We start from the raw sequence: 16,236 nt of genomic DNA on the forward strand, positions 1-16,236 counted from the left end.
AGGATGAATTAAACGGCTTATTAATAACACTTCAACAAAAATTACGTTAATTGTCCATGATCCAAATCAACCCGGCTGAAATTCCTCCGCTACGACCCAATGACCATGTTCTAGGAAACTCTACTACCGCTATAGTTTTAATGGAATATGGAGATTATCAATGTTCTCAGTCGGGACAGGCATACTCAACTGTTGAGAAACTACAACGACAATTAGGCGATCGCTTCTGTTTTGTCTTTCGTCACTTTCCTCAACCGGAGCTTCATCCTCAGTCAGTCAAGGCAGCAGAAACCGCAGAAGCAGCAGGCTCACAGGGTAAATTTTGGGAAATGCACTCCATGCTGTTTGAAAACCAAGAAGCATTGGAAGATGGCAATTTAATCGAATATGCTGTGAGTTTAGAACTTGATATTCCTCGTGTATTAAGAGAATTAAGCGACTGTATTCATCGTGATCGTTTACAAGAAGATATTAATAGTGGAATGGAACATGGAGTAGAGCGAACTCCGACTTTTTTTATTGGTATTCGTCATGAAGGAACGCAGAACCTGGAAGCTCTGCTAATACAGATTTTAGAGACTGTTAGTTAGAAACATTGGTTGAGATCTAATACTAGACTAAACTAATAAAGTATCCCGTCTTGATTCAGTTTGACGTTCAACTTGAGGAGTCTGCATAGCGCAGTCGTCGCTCGATTAAAATATTCGGCAATTATGTTGATTTTCTGTTGTGGCAACAGTTAGAAAATTTTCAACAGAAATAGATATTCAGTAAAGTCAAGGAATAAATAAATGAGCAATGCCAACTCAAACCGGCACTTTTCGATACTCGACCAAATGCCACTACAAGAGACACAGTCAGCTTCTGTAAGTTCTTCTAACACGATGTCAGTCAAGTTAAATATTAATGGCACAGAACACGAGTTACAGCTCGAACCCTGTGTGACTTTATTAGATACATTACGTGAGTATTTGGGCCTGACAGGAACGAAAAAAGGTTGTGATCATGGACAGTGCGGTGCTTGTACAGTTTTAATTGCAGGACAGCGAGTTGTTTCTTGTCTATCTTTAGCAGCAGCCCATCAAGGAGAAGAAATTACGACGATCGAAGGTTTAGCCCAAGATAATAAGTTACATCCTGTGCAGGAAGCTTTTATTAAACACGATGGATTTCAATGTGGTTACTGTACTCCCGGACAAATTATGTCAGCTGTAGGTTTAATCGCAGAAGGACAGGCACAGACTGATGCTGAAATTCGCGAATTGATGAGTGGTAATATTTGTCGCTGTGGTGCTTATTTAGGCATCCTAGAGGCAATAAAAGAAGCAAAAGGCAACAGTGAGGTACTTGCGTGAAACATTTTACTTATGAACGAGCAAGCGATCGCACGGATGCTATTACTCAAGTCGCTGAAAATCCTCAGGCTAAGTTTATTGCCGGGGGAACAAACTTTATGGATATGTGGAAAGAAGGGGTAGAAACCCCAGAACGCTTGATTGATATTCGCCGGCTTCCTGGAGAGATTGCCGTTAAAAATGATGGTGGGCTGTGTATTGGTGCCTCCACTACCAATTCCCAGGTTGCTTATCATTCGGCAGTACGCGATCGCTATCCGGTATTATCCCAGGCAATTTTAGCAGGAGCATCCCCCCAGTTACGTAACATGGCAACTACAGGGGGAAATTTAATGCAGCGCAATCGCTGTTCTTATTTTCACGATGTTTCTTATCCCTGTAATAAACGGCAGCCCAATTCGGGTTGTCCCGCTATTGAAGGAATTAATCGGATGCACGCTATCTTTGGTACAAGCGATCGCTGTATTGCTGCTCATCCCTCAGATATGTGTGTTGCTTTGGCTGCTTTAGCGGCAGTAGTACAGACTCGTCAACCCAATGGTGAGGAACGACGTATTGCTTTTGAAGATTTTCATCTGCTTCCGGGAGACACTCCTCATCGGGAAACAGCCTTAGAACATGGGGAATTAATCGAAGCCGTGGAAATACCATCTTTACCCTGGGCAAAGCGATCGCATTACTTGAAAGTACGCGATCGCTATTCTTATGCTTACGCTTTAGTTTCCGCAGCAGTAGCTATAGAAATCGAAGGGGACAAGATCGTCAATGCCAGAGTGGCAATGGGAGGAGTAGGAACGAAACCCTGGAGATCCGCTGCAGCAGAATCGGCTTTAGTTAATGTAGCTGCTAATGAAGAGAATTTTACAGCAGCAGCAGTAGCAGCATTACAAGGGGCGCAACCCTATCCCCATAACAGTTTTAAAATCGATTTAGCTAAATCGACACTGGTACAAGCATTATTAACTGCCTCAACAATGGAGATCGATTAATGACCAGTACTCAAGACAAAACTAATATTCAACAGCAAACAGGAAAGGACATTTCTCGTGTAGACGGAAGACTTAAAGTTACGGGAGAAGCTTGTTATTCGGCAGAGTTTCCCTTAGAAGGAATTGCTCACGGCTATTTAATCCAGAGTACTATCGCTAAAGGAAGAATTAAAGCTATCGATACTTCTGAAGCTGAATTACCAGGAGTATTAGCAATACTGACTCATCAGAATGCACCAAAAATCAATGCTTTAGCAGATGGAGATTTTGGCAGTGGTTATCCAGGAGATAAGTTTTTACCTTTACAGAGCGATCGCATTTATTTTGATGGTCAACATATTGGCATTGTCATCGCTGAAACTTTGGAACAAGCAAGACTAGCTGCTTCACTAACTAAGATAGCTTACGAAATAGAAGAACCAGTATTCGACCTTGAGCAAGCCTTAGAACAGTCAGAAAAATATGATGCGGGAGAAAAGTTACAACCCAGTCGTGGTGATGTGTCAGGCGGACTAAAACAAGCGTCAGTCACTATTGAAGAAACCTATACAACTCCCTTAGAACATCATAATCCGATGGAAACCTCGGCAACTACTGCCGAATGGCATGATGATGAATTGACGGTATATGATGCGACTCAGTGGGTTATGGGTACGCGAGGAATGCTGGCTAAAGGATTAGGATTACCTGAAGAAAAAGTACGGGTAATTTCTCATTTTGTCGGGGGAGGGTTTGGTTGCAAAGGACTTTTCTGGACTCATCCCTTATTAGCTGCGATCGCTGCTCGTAAAGTTAATCGTCCTGTGAGGTTAATGTTAACCAGGCAGCAGATGTTTTCTGCTTGTGGACATCGTCCACGCACTATACAAAAGATCACATTAGGAGCAGATGATACCGGAAAACTAACTGCAATTCGCCATCTTACCGATACCGAAACCTCATTTATTGGTGATCATGCAGAACCTTGTGGAATGACTACAACTTTACTTTATGCTTGTCCCAATTTAGAGGTCAAACATAATATAGCAAGAGTCAATGTCAGTACGCCGACACCAATGCGAGGACCTGGGGAAACATCGGGTACTTTTGCTTTAGAATCAGCCATGGATGAACTAGCTTACAAAGCAGATATCGATCCCGTAGAATTTCGCATCATTAATCATGCAGATCGACATCCACAGTCCAATAAACCTTGGTCGAGCAAATATTTAATCGAGTGTTATCATCGCGCTGCTGATGCTTTTGGCTGGCAAAATCGCGATCCTCGTCCTGGTTCGATGGGAGATGGAGACGAGCTAATTGGTTGGGGGATGGCAACAGCAACCTATCCAGGTTATCGCTTTCCTGCTGCTGCTAAAGCTCAAATTTTAGCTAATGGTCAAGTAATTGTTGGTAGCGCTACTCACGACATCGGCACGGGAACCTATACAATCATGAGCCAAATAGCTGCTGATACTCTGGGTTTACCAATAGAGCGAGTAAAATTTGAATTAGGCGATACGAAATTGCCTAAAGCCTCGGTATCTGGTGGTTCTTCAACCGCAGGCAGTGTCAGTCCCGCAGTGCGTTCAGCTTGTGAGGCTGCTTGTCTTAAATTAATTGAAATAGCGATCGCCGATTCTGAATCTCCACTGCATAATTACACTGTAGAAAACATTACTACCGAACAAGGACGTATTTTTGTAGCTGAATCTCCTAATATCGGAGAAACCTATCAAGAGATTTTACAACGTCATCACTTACCCTTGGTAGAAGCAGAAGTATCACCTCAAGATCGAGGAGCGCGCTATAAATCCATCGCAGCCCGTACTAAACCAGGGGTCGTAGAAGACGAAGGTGCAGATTCCGAAAAATTTGCTTTTCATTCTTTTGGAGCGCATTTTGCTGAAGTTCGGATTAATCCTCGTCGCAACCAAGTTCGAGTTACTCGTATGGTGGGAGCTTTTGATATCGGACGAGTACTCAACCAAAAAACCGCTCGCAGTCAAATTTATGGTGGTGTAATTTTTGGGATTGGCATGGCATTAATGGAAGAAACACTCCTCGATCCTCATTCTGGTCGCGTAATTATTCATAATTTAGCCGATTACCACGTACCGATTCAGGCAGATATTCCCCAAATTGAAGCTATTTTTGTCGAAAAACCCGACTATCATTTTAATCCTTTAGGAGCGCGAGGCATAGGTGAAATTAGCACCACTGGAGTAGCAGCAGCCGTAGCCAATGCTGTCTATCATGCCACTGGTAAACGGGTTCGTGATTTGCCTATTACTCCCGATAAGTTGTTATGAAAGAATTACAAGATATTATTGCTACTTGGAAACAGCTTAAAAATCAACATAAGGCAGCTTTAGCAATTTTAGTAAAGGTAGAAGGCTCTTGACCAATTAAATTCAAATGGCGATCGCGCCTATAATTTCTGTCGATATTTTTCTATAGAAGTACATGGGTACTTATATGTGTTGGTAGTTGACGATAGATATAATTAACATACTAAGTTTTCAGTTTTAATCAGAACGAAAAATAATGAAAGCGATCGTTAAACTAAAGATCGAGAGATTTGAAGAACAGCAAAAAGAATACTTTGTTGCTACTAGCGATGAAATACAAGGTTTGGTAGCAGAAGGAAAGACAGTTGAAGAAGCCGTAGCTATAGCTGAAGATCTCGCTCGTATTCTTTTAGAACTTGATCGCAACTCAAAATCTAAAGAGACACTATCGGCAATGCCCAAACAATTTGAATATCCTTTAATTATTGAAGTGTAATGGGTAGGTTGGCAGGTTTTTCTTATCGAGAGGTAACTCGTAAATTGAGAAAGTTAGGATTTGAATTTTATCGTACTGGAAAAGGAGACCATGAAATTTGGATTAATTCAACTACTAATATAAGAACCACCATTCCCCATCATGGAGAAGTCAGGGAAGGAATTTTAAGGAATATTCTCAAACAAGCGCGAGTAGAGGTAGAAGATTTCTTAAAGGCTTAGAAAAATATTGCAGCAGTATCTAAAAAATCTAAAAAAACTTGAATTTTCCAGATTATGAGCGATCGCTCTTGACCAATTAAATTCAAATTGCGATCGCTTTTTTAGTCATGCTGATTTCCAAGCTTTAACATAAAGATTGTTTGCTTCTTGCCATACTCCTGTTTCTGCAATTAAGTGATCAACAGCCTTAATATATTCAACCTGCAACAGTTGTTTTTGTACTGGCGATAAATTTGATAAAGGATTGCCTCTAGGATAAAATTCATTTTCAATTTGCGTAGAGCGATAATTATCGTTTATTTTTTCTCTGCGAAACAGGTGTTTTTCGATTTTAGTATTTTGAAATCCAGAATCCTGTAAGAGTTTAGTACATTTTTCGGCAGTCCACAGAGGTCTAATAATATGAGGTAGATCGATGTCAAACAAATCCTTACAAACTCTAACCCTGACTTCGGATAAATGAGAACCTTTGTTAGACGAAGTAAACGCCAAATAACCGCCAGGTTTTAGCCAACGATAGCATTTGTTAAGTAGCGTGGGAATATCGCTAACATATACCAGTGCCGAACAACAAAAAATTCGATCAAATTGTTCGTTATTGAAATCAACTGATTCTACATCAGCTTCAATTAATTCCAGATTTTTAATTCCTTCGGCTTCAATTTTAGTTTTTGCTTGTGTTAGCATTCCTGGTGACATATCCACACCAATCACCGAACCCTGCTGTCCGACAGTTTTTGCCACTGTTATTGCTACTAAACCAGTCCCCGTACATAGATCGAGGATAATTTGACCTGGTTTTACGGTCACAAAGTCTAAAAATCTTTTAGCATTTTCGGGATGACCTTTTCCTTCATAATCATAGCTAGTTCTACGATTAAAAAAATTAGTTATTGTTTGTTTGTAATTATTCAACATTGTTAATTCTCTCTAATCTTAGTGAATATTGATGACAATGTCGGTGGTTGCTTCATTAATAATAAGGCGATCGCTTTTTAATTCAGTTAGATATGGCTATGCGATCATTTTTTGACAGTAAACCGTCTGTAATAGTAATAGATATTTAGCTAAATATCTCATTTAAAACTATTTTAAAGATTGCCCTAGCTGTCTTAGTTGTAGTTGTCGTCAATGATACTTATCAATGGGGCAAATTGAAAAAGAGCCATTAATCCTATAAATTGAATATTTTTAACTCGATCGCTAAGTTTATATTATGCGTAGGCTCAAAAGCTCATGAAAGAATTACAAGAGATTATTCAAGTCTGGAAACAACTCCTACCAGAACAAACGGCAGCTTTGGCAACTCTCGTTAAGGTAGAAGGCTCGGCATATCGTCGTCCTGGGGCGAGAATGTTAATTACCTCAGACGGTCAACAGGTAGGTACAATTAGCGGTGGTTGCTTGGAAAGCGATGTGGTCGAGCGATCGCAACAAGTCCTCAAAACAGGAATTTCTACTCTAGTTAAATACGATACTACTTCTGAAGACGATCTAATTTGGGGTTTGGGTTTGGGTTGTCAGGGGGTGGCTTATATCCTCATCGAACCATTAAAAAGCGCTCAAGCGAATGTACTGAGTTTAATAGACCAATGTTTATCTACTAGACAAGCTGGTGCAGTCGCAACTGTATTTAGAGTAGAAGGTACGAACACAGTCGAAACAAGCGATTACGCTATGACGAACCCGACTGATCGCATTTTAATAAATCCTGATGGTAGCGTTATTTCAACTATTACTAATTTTGAACTAAAGGATCTTGTTACTCAAGATACTAGATCTGTTTTCCAACAACAACAATCACGGTCGCAAGTATATAGATTGTCAGAGGAAATAGTTGAAGTTTTTTTGGAAGTAATTCAACCACCAACTTCCTTGATTATTTTCGGGGCTGGTTTTGATGTGCTTCCTGTAGTTCATTTTGCTAAAGAATTAGGCTGGTACGTTACCGTCATCGATCCTCAAGGACGTACGATGACAGCAAAACGTTTTGATGAGTGCGATCGTGTTGTTTTTGGTTTATCCGAGCTGACTGAGTCACAAATCAAGTTTAATAAACAAACTGTAGTCGTAGTGATGAGTCATAATTATCTATACGATCTAGAATTTCTACAGACATTAAGTTCTCTGACTGTTAAATATCTGGGGATACTTGGTCCAAAGCAAAGAACTAACCGTTTACTTCTAGATTTACAGTCTGAAGGCTTTATTCCTCAACTAGAATCGGAGTTATATAGTCCTGTAGGATTGGATCTTGGTGCAGATAATCCAGAGGCGATCGCGTTATCGATTATTGCTGAAATTCAAGCTGTGATTCAAAATCGTCAGGGTGGATTTCTGAAACACCGCAGCGCACCAATTCATTCTGAACAACCTCGATATGTTCAACCAGTCAGTAGTTGGGATACAAATTAATCGATTTCATAATCAATGATTAGTCAATGGTCAAATAAAGCGAAGAGTTGGCTAAAGGGAAGCTTAAGCGCTAATCCTTGGCTAAAACAATATATTCTCATCGGGTATGCTGCTAAAGGAACTGTGTACCTGTTAATTGGCTTATTAGCAGTTCAAGCTGCTGTGGTTTCTGACCGACAAGCATCGGGAACCTATCTTACCCTTACTTGGCTTACCAAGCAGCCATTGGGAAAGTTGCTAGTTTGTTTATTAGCAATTGCTCTAACAGGATATGTAATGCGAAGATTACTTCAGACAATACTTATGTCAGGACATTCTAATCCTTGGAGTTTAAAGAGTATTTTCCAACGCCTCGGTTACATCATGAGTGGTTTGAGCTATGGGGGTGTTTCTTATTCTGCTCTCAATATAGTTTTTGAATTAGGAGAATATGACGACACCATGGAAGACTTAGTAAATCAATTATTTGACCAAGCCGTTGGTGAATGGTTGATTCTATTGGGGGGAATTACTGTCACAACAATCGGTCTTGGTTATGTTTATGGAGCTTACACTGGTTCATACATAAGTGATTTTGAGTCGGACGATATTCACCACCAATTAGAAACATGGGCTACACGCATCGGTAAACTGGGTGTGGCTTCCAGAGGAATAGCTTTTGTTTTAACTGGTATTTTCTTGATTCAAGCTGCTCTCTCTGGTAATTCAGAGCTGGCTGGAGGATTACAAAATGCTTTGCGAGTGCTGGCTACTAAACCTTTTGGGTGGCTGTGGTTAGGCTTAATTGGTATTGGTTTGATTTGCTATGGACTGTATATGTTTGTTGCTGCTATGTATCGACGTTATGCCATTAGATAAAGCTTATTCAACTTCAACTATCAAAGCTGCTAAAAAAATATCGTTTTTGGCGATCGCTTACTTTATTATTGTAACTTTTTCAGCCTGTTCCAATAGTTCAGAAATAAAAATTGACCGCAGCAGTTTAGTAGATGTAGCTACAATAACCGAGAATATCGACCTCTTTGTGGGAAAATCCGTATTAGTTCGAAATGATGTTCTCGAGACAATAGGGGAAAAAGGTTTAATTTTAGATAAAGATCGAGCTTTTAGTGGTGCCAGTATTTTAGTTATAGATACCTCTCAAACACCTTTGACATTTGCTACGGAGAAAACACCCGAAGTTTTAGTTAGTGGAAAAATAGAGCGATTGAGTTTCACTGATATTAAACAGAAGTACGATTTACATCTCGACCCCAACCTTTATACTCAATATGAAAACCAGCCTGTAATTATTGCCGATTCCCTAACGCTTTCACCTGACCCAGAGGATTTAACTCGTAGTCCTGAGGTTTACTATGGTAAGCCCTTAGCAATCAAAGGAGAGCTAGAAGATCTTAAAAGCTATGGAGTATTTGAACTTGATGAGGAACAAGTATTTGGCGGCGAAGATTTGTTGGTAGTACAACTTAAGCCTAGAATTAAACTTGATAACGAACAAACAGCGATCGTGTACGGGACTCTACGTCCATTTATTGCAGTTGAGTTAGAGCGGGATTACGATTTAGGCTGGGATTTATCGATTCAGAAACAGATAGAAGCCAATTATTCTCAAAAACCCGTCTTAATCGCTGAAAAAATTCAAATTTTAAAACTGTAGTTAATAATACGAGAGTGTCCAAATTTGTACAGCAAGCTGTTGGAAAATTATATTTCCACCTGAAATGTCAGACTATATTTAAAGAATTGACAAGCTTATCCGAGCGCCCGAATCAACACTCAACATTCGTTTCTTTTAACATATTATGTTTCAATTACCTGGTTTTAGCGAGCTTTCTCTGACCACTAGTCTTGGCAAGATGGTCTATTATACAGCCGATGGGGCTCCTTGGTTCCTAGAGGGAAGTTCATCTGAAACCCTGCCGACACTAGTATTTCTGCACGGCTTTGGAGGTGGCTCCTCAGCTTACGAGTGGTCTCAAGTCTATCCCGCTTTTGCCAGTGAATATCGCATTCTGGCACCCGATTTAATTGGTTGGGGAAGGTCAGACCATCTGACCCGAAATTATCAGATTGATGACTACCTGACCACCATTCCTGAATTCTTAGAGAACACCTGCAACGGACCGACTACGGTGATCGCTTCATCTTTGACAGCGGCCTTTACAATCCGAGTAGCGATCGCTCGTCCTGAGTTGTTCAAGTCCTTGATTCTCACTACACCGGCTGGACTTTCTGATTTTGGAGAAAACTACACACGTAGCTTCTTTGCCCAACTGGTCAGTACCCCAATCCTCGATCGCTTTATCTACGATTTTGGTGTCGCTAATGAGTTAGGAATTCGTAACTTTTTGGAACAGCGTCAATTTGCCCGTCCAGAACGAGTCTATCCTGAGATAGTACAAGCTTACTTAGAATCAGCTAAGCAACCGAATGCGGAATATAGTGCTCTTTCTTTCGTGCGAGGAGATTTATGCTTTGACCTATCTCAGTACATCGAGCAACTGACGACTCCTACGGCCATCATATGGGGTCAAAAATCTCAGTTTACTGGTCCTGATATTGGAAGACGCTTAGCGAATATGAATCCGACGGCAATTAAGGTTTTTCAAGTATTAGAAGAAGTGGGTCTTACTCCGCAACTAGAACTTCCTGCTGTTACTATTGGCTTGATTCGCCGATTTTTAAACTCAGAACTTCTCTTAAATTAACGAGAACTCCAAACTTGACGCTAATTCGGGAATAAATCTTCACCCTTTTTACATTTAACGTCTAAGTAGGTGGGTGTAATTAAATATAAAATGCCTACGGTAAGGGAATAGGGAATAGGGAATAGGGGATAGGGAAATAGCTTAATAGTATGGTTTTATAAATCATTCTGCCTACCTACTTAATAGAACTTGTGACTATTTTGGTACTTGTATGCACCTATCGTAATAATTGTTTATAATATATGTAATAAATCTTTACGAACACGGCGATCAAAGTTACCAAGAATTAATCTCATGGAAAACCAAAACAACAAGTTCGGCTTTACCCAATTTGCAGAGAACTGGAATGGTCGTCTGGCTATGCTGGGCATAGTTATCGGCATAGCCACTGAATTGATGACCGGTCAAGGCATTCTATCTCAGTTGGGTCTGCTGTAGTGAACAAGTAGCTGGTGCTGCCAGAATGAATTTTCTGACCGCACTATTCTGGGCGGTAAATTGCTATTGCTTAAACGCACCTATGTTGCATCTTAGATTAATTGAGAGAAAGACCAGAAAAATCATTCTCTCTGCTCCTATTGAGCCTAATCGCAAAGTTAAATGTGACATGGCTTACTGCTTCATAACCACCGTAAATTTTAACCACAGTTATCAGTTTTAGTTGATGTTTCCTAATCTTCTTCAAGCAACAAAAGAATACTGGCGCCAGTTAGATGAGCTAGAAGTTGCTTATCAGCAAGGTGAAATACCTCTAGAAGAAGTAGACGCCAGAGTAGCTGATTTGATGGCCGAACTAGCTATTGAACGCCGCGCTGCTTTAGCCTATCTTGGGAATGGCTTACAGCATTGGTTGACTACACAAAAAGAGACTCTCATCAGTTTGGCTATTTTGGCGCTCGTCACTTATGCTTGGGCGTTGACCAGTCTAATTTCTTAATTCCACTATAGCGATCGCATACACATTTCATACTTGCAGAGGAAATAAAGCGATCGCCTAAAACCAATATTTATCAAACATTGAATACTATGAACTATCTAGTTGCAGTTTTAGCCAATAAACAACAAGCAGAAGAGGCATATTCCATTCTCAAAAAAGATGGTATATCACCAGAAAAAGTTACTATCCTCGGTGATGGCTACCAAAGCGCCGATGAATTTGGCTTAATCAATCCTAATCAACAAGGACTCAAAAGAGCTAAAAAGTTGGCTTATTGGCTTATCCCTTTTGGCTTTGCCACAGGTTACTTATTTAATCTATTGACAAACATCGAAATTTTTTCCTTTGTCAACCCGATAATCAATCATATTATTGGCGGTATTTTAGGTGCGGTTTCTGGATTATTAGGAGCTATTGTTGTTGGCGGTGGTGTCGGCTTAACAGTGGGTAGTGGAGATGCTTTGACCTATCGTAATCGACTTAATGCAGGTCGATACATCATTATCACCAAAGGCACAGACAGTTTAATTAGTCAGGCTACTAGATTATTACGTCAGTTTGAGCCTGAATATATCCAAGGATATACCGAACCTACCAATGCTTGAAATTTTTTTGGTTTATTAATTTAGTTTTGATTAGTTTTGGTCTAAGTTCCATTAATAAATTCTCCCGCGCCATTGAGTAGGAGTTTGTCGAGAAGATAAGAAAATCCTAAGTACAGCTAGAGGATCTGCAAGGGGAGAAAGCCAAAATAACCAAGAAGCTAGAGAAAATTGAGCGGGACGTTGGTAAGAAGACGCGATCGCTATTAAGATAATGAGGCGTAAAAATAGCAAGAAAAGATTCAAACCTATTACTGCAACCAAAGTAATTGAACCGTACCCTAAATTAAGTAGCAACCAAGCAACGAGCGATAAAACAAGAGGTAATCCCTGAACCAATAACAAAAACCACCAATCACTCCAGACTTGAAATACCGAAGCAGCATCTTTAAGATCGAGCGAGCGCCCCCATTCTTGCCAAGTTTCTTTCGCCCCTTCATACATTCTGACTTTAATCAGCTTGGCACCATCCAAGAAGCCAACTTTATAACCTGCTGCTGCTATGTTACGGGCAAGAGTGACATCATCACAAAAAGAATTTGCTGCACTACTATAACCAGCCAATGATTCTAAGACTGAACGACGGCAGAAAAAGCATTGTCCGTTTGACATTACTCGTTCAGGATTAGCTGTATTTACTCCAGCAGAATCAAAGCGATAGAGTAAGGTGACTAGTAAGGCTGGCTGTAACCACCATTCCCCTGGATATTGCAAAATAAATTGAGGTGCCAGAGAAATTAGATCGTAGCCTTCTGTGGTGGCAATAGTAAGTAAACTGTTAATTAATCCAGCTTGCGGCTGAGTATCGGCATCTATGCCAAGAATCCATTCACTTTGATTAGAACTATTTAAAAATCCATTATGTAATGCCCAAGGACGACCAACCCATTCTTTAGGTAAAGGAGGGTCATTAATCAAACGAAAACGTGAATCGATTTGGGCTTGAGTTTGAACTATTGCTGGTGTTTCATCTTGGGAATTACTATCTACGACAATAACTTCCCTTAGTTCCCCACCTTGACGACTCAAACCCCGTAAACAAGGTTTGATTCTGGCAGCTTCGTTAAGTGTAGGAATAATCGCGCTGACTTTTCCTGAAAAGCTTTGATTGAACGGTTGGGGTTTAAGAGGCGAACGACGCATCGCTCCTGGTAACAAGCGAGACAATAGAATCAGAGTTGCTACTCCCTGAAATATTAAAACTCCCAGAGAAATAGCATTTATTAGTTCTGAATTCACTGCTGAATTACTCCAGCCTCAGCAACAGGAACTGTGGAGGTGACTAATTCATTTGGCTCAGAAGTAGAATCAGTTTGATTTTTAGCGATTTCGTAAAAAAGTAGGATCGGAAAAACCCCTAACATAACTCCTAAAAATACGGGAGGATATATTCCTGCTGACCAACTCAATATTGTGGCAAAAGCAAAATTACTGAGATAAATTGCTAAGGGTAAGCCTAAATCATAATTAGGTAATTTCAAGGGTTTAATTCGCCACAGAATTGCTGCCACGGTCATAAACAAAACGCCAGTACCCATCCAACCAGCAAAGTTTTGATAAGGCATGCCAAAAAATGCCCCTGGTTGTTCCCAGAGCCAAAACGGAATCGCCGCTTGACTCATAGCGGGATCGAGAACAAAATCCCAAGAAGTAAGACATAATGCTCCAAAGGCGATCGCCAGAAATTGACGTAACCAGGATTTAAGTTCAACAGCTTCTAAGCCAGCACGAGCAATAATATAAGCACTAAAACCTAAATAAAACCAGGATAAGGGAATGGTAAAGGGAACTAAACCCGCAATTTTATATCCTAGACCACTAAGATAGCGATAGTGACCGAAAGGAAACCCTGTGCTAGTACCTAGTAGTTCACTACTTAAAGATAATGCGATCGCCGGTAGCATAAAACTAAGCCAGTGCCATTTGCCAATCGTTCGATAAGCATAAAATGCTACTGCCAGTGTTCCCAAGAGCATATATATTACCCCACCGCCAGCCATCGACCAACTAAAAATAGTTGCTCCCCATTTAAATTGAACTAATTCGGCTTGAAATTCGGAATTCGGTAAAACTAAAATAATTCCTGCTAATCCAAAAACCATCGATAAAATATGACCGATTAGCAATAAACGTTCCGCGTTACGCAGTTGCTTCATAAAAAAAATTCGCTCCTCAGAGGATGTAGGAAAAGTCTGAAATAAATGTTTTATTTCCGCCTCGTTACACTAGCATCATTACTTAACATATAAACACAAACTCTCTTATCTCTTCAATAAATTATAAATACCAATCAATAAGAGCTTTGGGGTTTTATACCTAAAGCCCAAAGCTCTAAATATTGCAGTTAGTATTTTGTTAGTAGACATAGAAAACCTGGGGAATTTTAGTCGTTATGTAAAGTTATGTTGATTAACTTGAACACAGATCAATATAAATAATTGCGGAAGCTACTGTTACATTTCGGCTGAGGATTAGCCTTTTCACTAGGCAGTAACTTAAATCAAATCAATCGTCAATCTGTTGATTATATTTAAAGTATAGTAACTTTTCTTCAAGAAATGTAAATATTATTAAGTGACAAAGTAGTTGGGGATGATTACTCTAGCTTATAAGTGAACAGACATCAGTAAATATTCTGATAAAACTAAGAGATTTTCACCTTGTTACCAGGTACAATAAAAAACCCCACCCGCAAATTCTAGCAAGGGGTGGGAGTTTGGCTGTCAATTAAGGAAGATAGGATTAATTTGGTTTTTCTAGATTTAGGCAACAACAGCAGAGTTTCCTTCAATCGGATAGCCATTAGCCTTCCAGGCAGCCAAGCCACCTGTTAATTCAGCCACGTTTTGATAGCCAGCAGTACGTAATTGAGTCGCAGCCTCAGCAGTCTGCTCATCAGTAGAACCATAAACATAGAGATCGCGAGTAAGTTCAAGATTAATCAAAGCATGATCGACTAACCCAGTCATAGGCAGGGAAACTGCTCCCATGATATGGCTGATGTTGAAAGCATCTCGGTCTCTAACATCAATGATGGTGAGAGCTGGTTCTCCCCAGTCAAGGCGTTCTTTCAAGTCATAAGAACGAGATTGAGACTTAAGAGGTGCGGGGATAGGAATAATGCTAATACTCATGATTTGTTTTTGTGAGATCTCTAAACTAAAAACTACTCTTTAGATTGTAACAAAAATTTAAGTTTTGGTAATTTTTATGAAAATTTGCTGACAAATATTCAATTTTAATAAAATGAATTTGAGATCTCAGTTAAGAGAAGTGGTAGAAACAGGCAGCCATCTAAGCCGATGTTATAGACATTTCTGGGAGTGTCGGGACTTAGAAGCCAAATTAAGACTAAATTGATCGCCAGCACAGGCAAGACCACTTCTAATGCAGGAGAATTCAGTCCTGTTGTCCAGAACCAGACTAAAAAGGCAAACAAACTAAGATTTAAACCGGTCCAGATGAGGCGATTTCCTCTTACTCCTAGCATCAGAGGCCAAGTCAGTACTCCCTGTTCTCGGTCTGAGTCGAGATCGCGAACGTCAAAGAGGTGGGAGTTAGTGCCTGTAAAAATTAATAAGAATAGAGCAGTCAGTGCTGCTGATTCTTCAAACATAACGCCAGCGTATGCTAGAGGGACAGCGACTAGAGCGTAGGTAATTATTCCGGCAACAATCCAAGCCTTAGCGCCAGGAACATCTTTGAGTCGGTACCACCGCAGATTTTGACCTCTAGCCCAAGGCAGTATGGGAATTCCGTAGATTAAAGGTAAGAGTCCACCACAACTTACAAGTTGTACCTGAAACGGAGCTTGATATAGTAAAATCCCCAGTGTTAATCCCGTGACCAGTAAGAGGAGGCTAAAACTAGGATGGCGAACGTAAGACTGAACCTTGGGGTCAGGAATAGGTTGGATGTAGGAGTCTAGAAGACGGTCTAAATTATAAAAAAGAAGAGCGGCAGCAAAAATGAGAGCAACTGCTCGCCAGTTAGGAGGCAGGTTAAGGATTTCTTGGACAAAGTAAGTCAGGGAGGCGACTCCAGCAGCAGTCCAAATGCTGGGATAGATCAATATTTCTAAGAAGCGTTGGTAAAGCCACTGCTCGCTTGAGGATTGTTTTTGTTGGTGTGATAACATCGTAGATTTTAGTTTGAGAATCGACTTGTCTATGAGGAGACTGTCAGTAGTTAGCTGCTGCACCTTTCGGCGATCAGCTTTGCTGGTGCGCGACGCGAAGCTAGT

The 16,236-nt window shown here is 40.3% G+C and carries 18 protein-coding genes; 13 read left to right on the plus strand and 5 right to left on the minus strand.

The window, feature by feature from the left end; genetic code table 11:
• Positions 1–56 precede the first annotated feature (56 nt).
• The 6 genes from PLEUR7319_RS0121540 (at position 57) to PLEUR7319_RS0121570 (ending at position 5,331) form a co-directional block, all read left to right on the plus strand.
• A complete protein-coding gene (locus PLEUR7319_RS0121540; RefSeq protein ID WP_019507304.1) occupies positions 57–590 on the plus strand; it encodes a thioredoxin domain-containing protein in 534 nt (177 codons plus the stop codon).
• 246 nt (positions 591–836) lie between these two features.
• Positions 837–1,355, plus strand: a complete 519-nt coding sequence (locus PLEUR7319_RS0121545; RefSeq protein ID WP_071592961.1) for a (2Fe-2S)-binding protein — start codon at positions 837–839, stop codon at positions 1,353–1,355.
• Positions 1,352–2,344 carry a xanthine dehydrogenase family protein subunit M gene (locus PLEUR7319_RS0121550; protein ID WP_019507306.1) on the plus strand — a complete coding sequence of 331 codons (993 nt, stop codon included), beginning with the start codon at positions 1,352–1,354 and terminating at the stop codon, positions 2,342–2,344. The genes PLEUR7319_RS0121545 and PLEUR7319_RS0121550 overlap by 4 nt, the downstream gene beginning before the upstream one ends.
• Positions 2,344–4,635 carry a xanthine dehydrogenase family protein molybdopterin-binding subunit gene (locus tag PLEUR7319_RS0121555; protein WP_019507307.1) on the plus strand — a complete coding sequence of 764 codons (2,292 nt, stop codon included), beginning with the start codon at positions 2,344–2,346 and terminating at the stop codon, positions 4,633–4,635. Before PLEUR7319_RS0121550 ends, PLEUR7319_RS0121555 begins: the two co-directional genes overlap by 1 nt.
• A 235-nt stretch (positions 4,636–4,870) precedes the next feature.
• Complete coding sequence (locus PLEUR7319_RS0121565; protein WP_019507309.1) at positions 4,871–5,110, plus strand: type II toxin-antitoxin system HicB family antitoxin; 240 nt, start codon at positions 4,871–4,873, stop codon at positions 5,108–5,110.
• Positions 5,110–5,331 carry a type II toxin-antitoxin system HicA family toxin gene (locus PLEUR7319_RS0121570; protein WP_019507310.1) on the plus strand — a complete coding sequence of 74 codons (222 nt, stop codon included), beginning with the start codon at positions 5,110–5,112 and terminating at the stop codon, positions 5,329–5,331. Before PLEUR7319_RS0121565 ends, PLEUR7319_RS0121570 begins: the two co-directional genes overlap by 1 nt.
• A gap of 105 nt (positions 5,332–5,436) precedes the next feature.
• On the opposite strand, the gene PLEUR7319_RS0121575 is transcribed toward PLEUR7319_RS0121570, so the two are convergent.
• Positions 5,437–6,249, minus strand: coding sequence for a class I SAM-dependent methyltransferase (locus tag PLEUR7319_RS0121575; RefSeq protein WP_019507311.1), 813 nt, complete (start codon positions 6,247–6,249; stop codon positions 5,437–5,439).
• A gap of 318 nt (positions 6,250–6,567) precedes the next feature.
• On the opposite strand from PLEUR7319_RS0121575, the gene PLEUR7319_RS36325 reads away from it, so the two are divergent.
• From PLEUR7319_RS36325 to PLEUR7319_RS0121610, 7 genes are all read left to right on the plus strand, one after another.
• On the plus strand, positions 6,568–7,746 hold the full coding sequence (locus PLEUR7319_RS36325; RefSeq protein ID WP_019507312.1) for an XdhC/CoxI family protein: 1,179 nt from the start codon (positions 6,568–6,570) through the stop codon (positions 7,744–7,746).
• A gap of 15 nt (positions 7,747–7,761) precedes the next feature.
• On the plus strand, positions 7,762–8,604 hold the full coding sequence (locus PLEUR7319_RS0121585; RefSeq protein WP_019507313.1) for a DUF1206 domain-containing protein: 843 nt from the start codon (positions 7,762–7,764) through the stop codon (positions 8,602–8,604).
• Positions 8,591–9,403 carry a hypothetical protein gene (locus PLEUR7319_RS0121590; RefSeq protein WP_063822250.1) on the plus strand — a complete coding sequence of 271 codons (813 nt, stop codon included), beginning with the start codon at positions 8,591–8,593 and terminating at the stop codon, positions 9,401–9,403. The genes PLEUR7319_RS0121585 and PLEUR7319_RS0121590 overlap by 14 nt, the downstream gene beginning before the upstream one ends.
• Positions 9,404–9,548: 145 nt before the next feature.
• Positions 9,549–10,454 (plus strand): alpha/beta fold hydrolase, encoded by a 906-nt coding sequence (locus tag PLEUR7319_RS0121595; protein ID WP_019507315.1) that lies wholly within the window; start codon positions 9,549–9,551, stop codon positions 10,452–10,454.
• 294 nt (positions 10,455–10,748) lie between these two features.
• A complete protein-coding gene (locus PLEUR7319_RS0121600; protein WP_019507316.1) occupies positions 10,749–10,892 on the plus strand; it encodes a high light inducible protein in 144 nt (47 codons plus the stop codon).
• 226 nt (positions 10,893–11,118) lie between these two features.
• Complete coding sequence (locus tag PLEUR7319_RS0121605; RefSeq protein ID WP_019507317.1) at positions 11,119–11,391, plus strand: hypothetical protein; 273 nt, start codon at positions 11,119–11,121, stop codon at positions 11,389–11,391.
• A gap of 89 nt (positions 11,392–11,480) precedes the next feature.
• Positions 11,481–11,996 (plus strand): hypothetical protein, encoded by a 516-nt coding sequence (locus tag PLEUR7319_RS0121610; RefSeq protein WP_019507318.1) that lies wholly within the window; start codon positions 11,481–11,483, stop codon positions 11,994–11,996.
• A gap of 51 nt (positions 11,997–12,047) precedes the next feature.
• Here PLEUR7319_RS0121610 and cruG read toward each other — a convergent pair whose 3' ends face one another.
• The 4 genes from cruG to PLEUR7319_RS0121630 all read right to left on the minus strand — a co-directional run bounded on the left by cruG (position 12,048) and on the right by PLEUR7319_RS0121630 (position 16,131).
• Positions 12,048–13,232 carry a 2'-O-glycosyltransferase CruG gene (gene cruG, locus PLEUR7319_RS0121615; protein WP_019507319.1) on the minus strand — a complete coding sequence of 395 codons (1,185 nt, stop codon included), beginning with the start codon at positions 13,230–13,232 and terminating at the stop codon, positions 12,048–12,050.
• Positions 13,229–14,149 carry a gamma-carotene 1'-hydroxylase CruF gene (gene cruF / locus PLEUR7319_RS0121620; protein WP_019507320.1) on the minus strand — a complete coding sequence of 307 codons (921 nt, stop codon included), beginning with the start codon at positions 14,147–14,149 and terminating at the stop codon, positions 13,229–13,231. Before cruF ends, cruG begins: the two co-directional genes overlap by 4 nt.
• 606 nt (positions 14,150–14,755) lie before the next feature.
• Complete coding sequence (locus PLEUR7319_RS0121625) at positions 14,756–15,127, minus strand: rhodanese-like domain-containing protein (RefSeq protein WP_019507321.1); 372 nt, start codon at positions 15,125–15,127, stop codon at positions 14,756–14,758.
• Positions 15,128–15,231: 104 nt separating this feature from the next.
• Positions 15,232–16,131 (minus strand): hypothetical protein, encoded by a 900-nt coding sequence (locus tag PLEUR7319_RS0121630; protein ID WP_019507322.1) that lies wholly within the window; start codon positions 16,129–16,131, stop codon positions 15,232–15,234.
• Between the last annotated feature and the right edge of the window lie 105 nt (positions 16,132–16,236).

It is taken from the genome of Pleurocapsa sp. PCC 7319 (genome assembly GCF_000332195.1).
Taxonomy (GTDB): domain Bacteria; phylum Cyanobacteriota; class Cyanobacteriia; order Cyanobacteriales; family Xenococcaceae; genus Waterburya.

Bases quoted from the DNA above. Each gene is read 5' to 3' on its own strand.
- PLEUR7319_RS0121540 (WP_019507304.1), top strand. From the start codon at position 57: ATGATCCAAATCAACCCGGCTGAAATTCCTCCGCTACGACCCAATGAC.
- PLEUR7319_RS0121545 (WP_071592961.1), top strand. From the start codon at position 837: ATGCCACTACAAGAGACACAGTCAGCTTCTGTAAGTTCTTCTAACACG.
- PLEUR7319_RS0121555 (WP_019507307.1), top strand. From the start codon at position 2,344: ATGACCAGTACTCAAGACAAAACTAATATTCAACAGCAAACAGGAAAG.
- PLEUR7319_RS0121565 (WP_019507309.1), top strand. From the start codon at position 4,871: ATGAAAGCGATCGTTAAACTAAAGATCGAGAGATTTGAAGAACAGCAA.
- PLEUR7319_RS0121570 (WP_019507310.1), top strand. From the start codon at position 5,110: ATGGGTAGGTTGGCAGGTTTTTCTTATCGAGAGGTAACTCGTAAATTG.
- PLEUR7319_RS0121575 (WP_019507311.1), bottom strand. From the start codon at position 6,249: ATGTTGAATAATTACAAACAAACAATAACTAATTTTTTTAATCGTAGA.
- PLEUR7319_RS36325 (WP_019507312.1), top strand. From the start codon at position 6,568: ATGAAAGAATTACAAGAGATTATTCAAGTCTGGAAACAACTCCTACCA.
- PLEUR7319_RS0121585 (WP_019507313.1), top strand. From the start codon at position 7,762: ATGATTAGTCAATGGTCAAATAAAGCGAAGAGTTGGCTAAAGGGAAGC.
- PLEUR7319_RS0121590 (WP_063822250.1), top strand. From the start codon at position 8,591: ATGCCATTAGATAAAGCTTATTCAACTTCAACTATCAAAGCTGCTAAA.
- PLEUR7319_RS0121595 (WP_019507315.1), top strand. From the start codon at position 9,549: ATGTTTCAATTACCTGGTTTTAGCGAGCTTTCTCTGACCACTAGTCTT.
- PLEUR7319_RS0121600 (WP_019507316.1), top strand. From the start codon at position 10,749: ATGGAAAACCAAAACAACAAGTTCGGCTTTACCCAATTTGCAGAGAAC.
- PLEUR7319_RS0121605 (WP_019507317.1), top strand. From the start codon at position 11,119: ATGTTTCCTAATCTTCTTCAAGCAACAAAAGAATACTGGCGCCAGTTA.
- PLEUR7319_RS0121610 (WP_019507318.1), top strand. From the start codon at position 11,481: ATGAACTATCTAGTTGCAGTTTTAGCCAATAAACAACAAGCAGAAGAG.
- cruF (WP_019507320.1), bottom strand. From the start codon at position 14,149: ATGAAGCAACTGCGTAACGCGGAACGTTTATTGCTAATCGGTCATATT.
- PLEUR7319_RS0121625 (WP_019507321.1), bottom strand. From the start codon at position 15,127: ATGAGTATTAGCATTATTCCTATCCCCGCACCTCTTAAGTCTCAATCT.
- PLEUR7319_RS0121630 (WP_019507322.1), bottom strand. From the start codon at position 16,131: ATGTTATCACACCAACAAAAACAATCCTCAAGCGAGCAGTGGCTTTAC.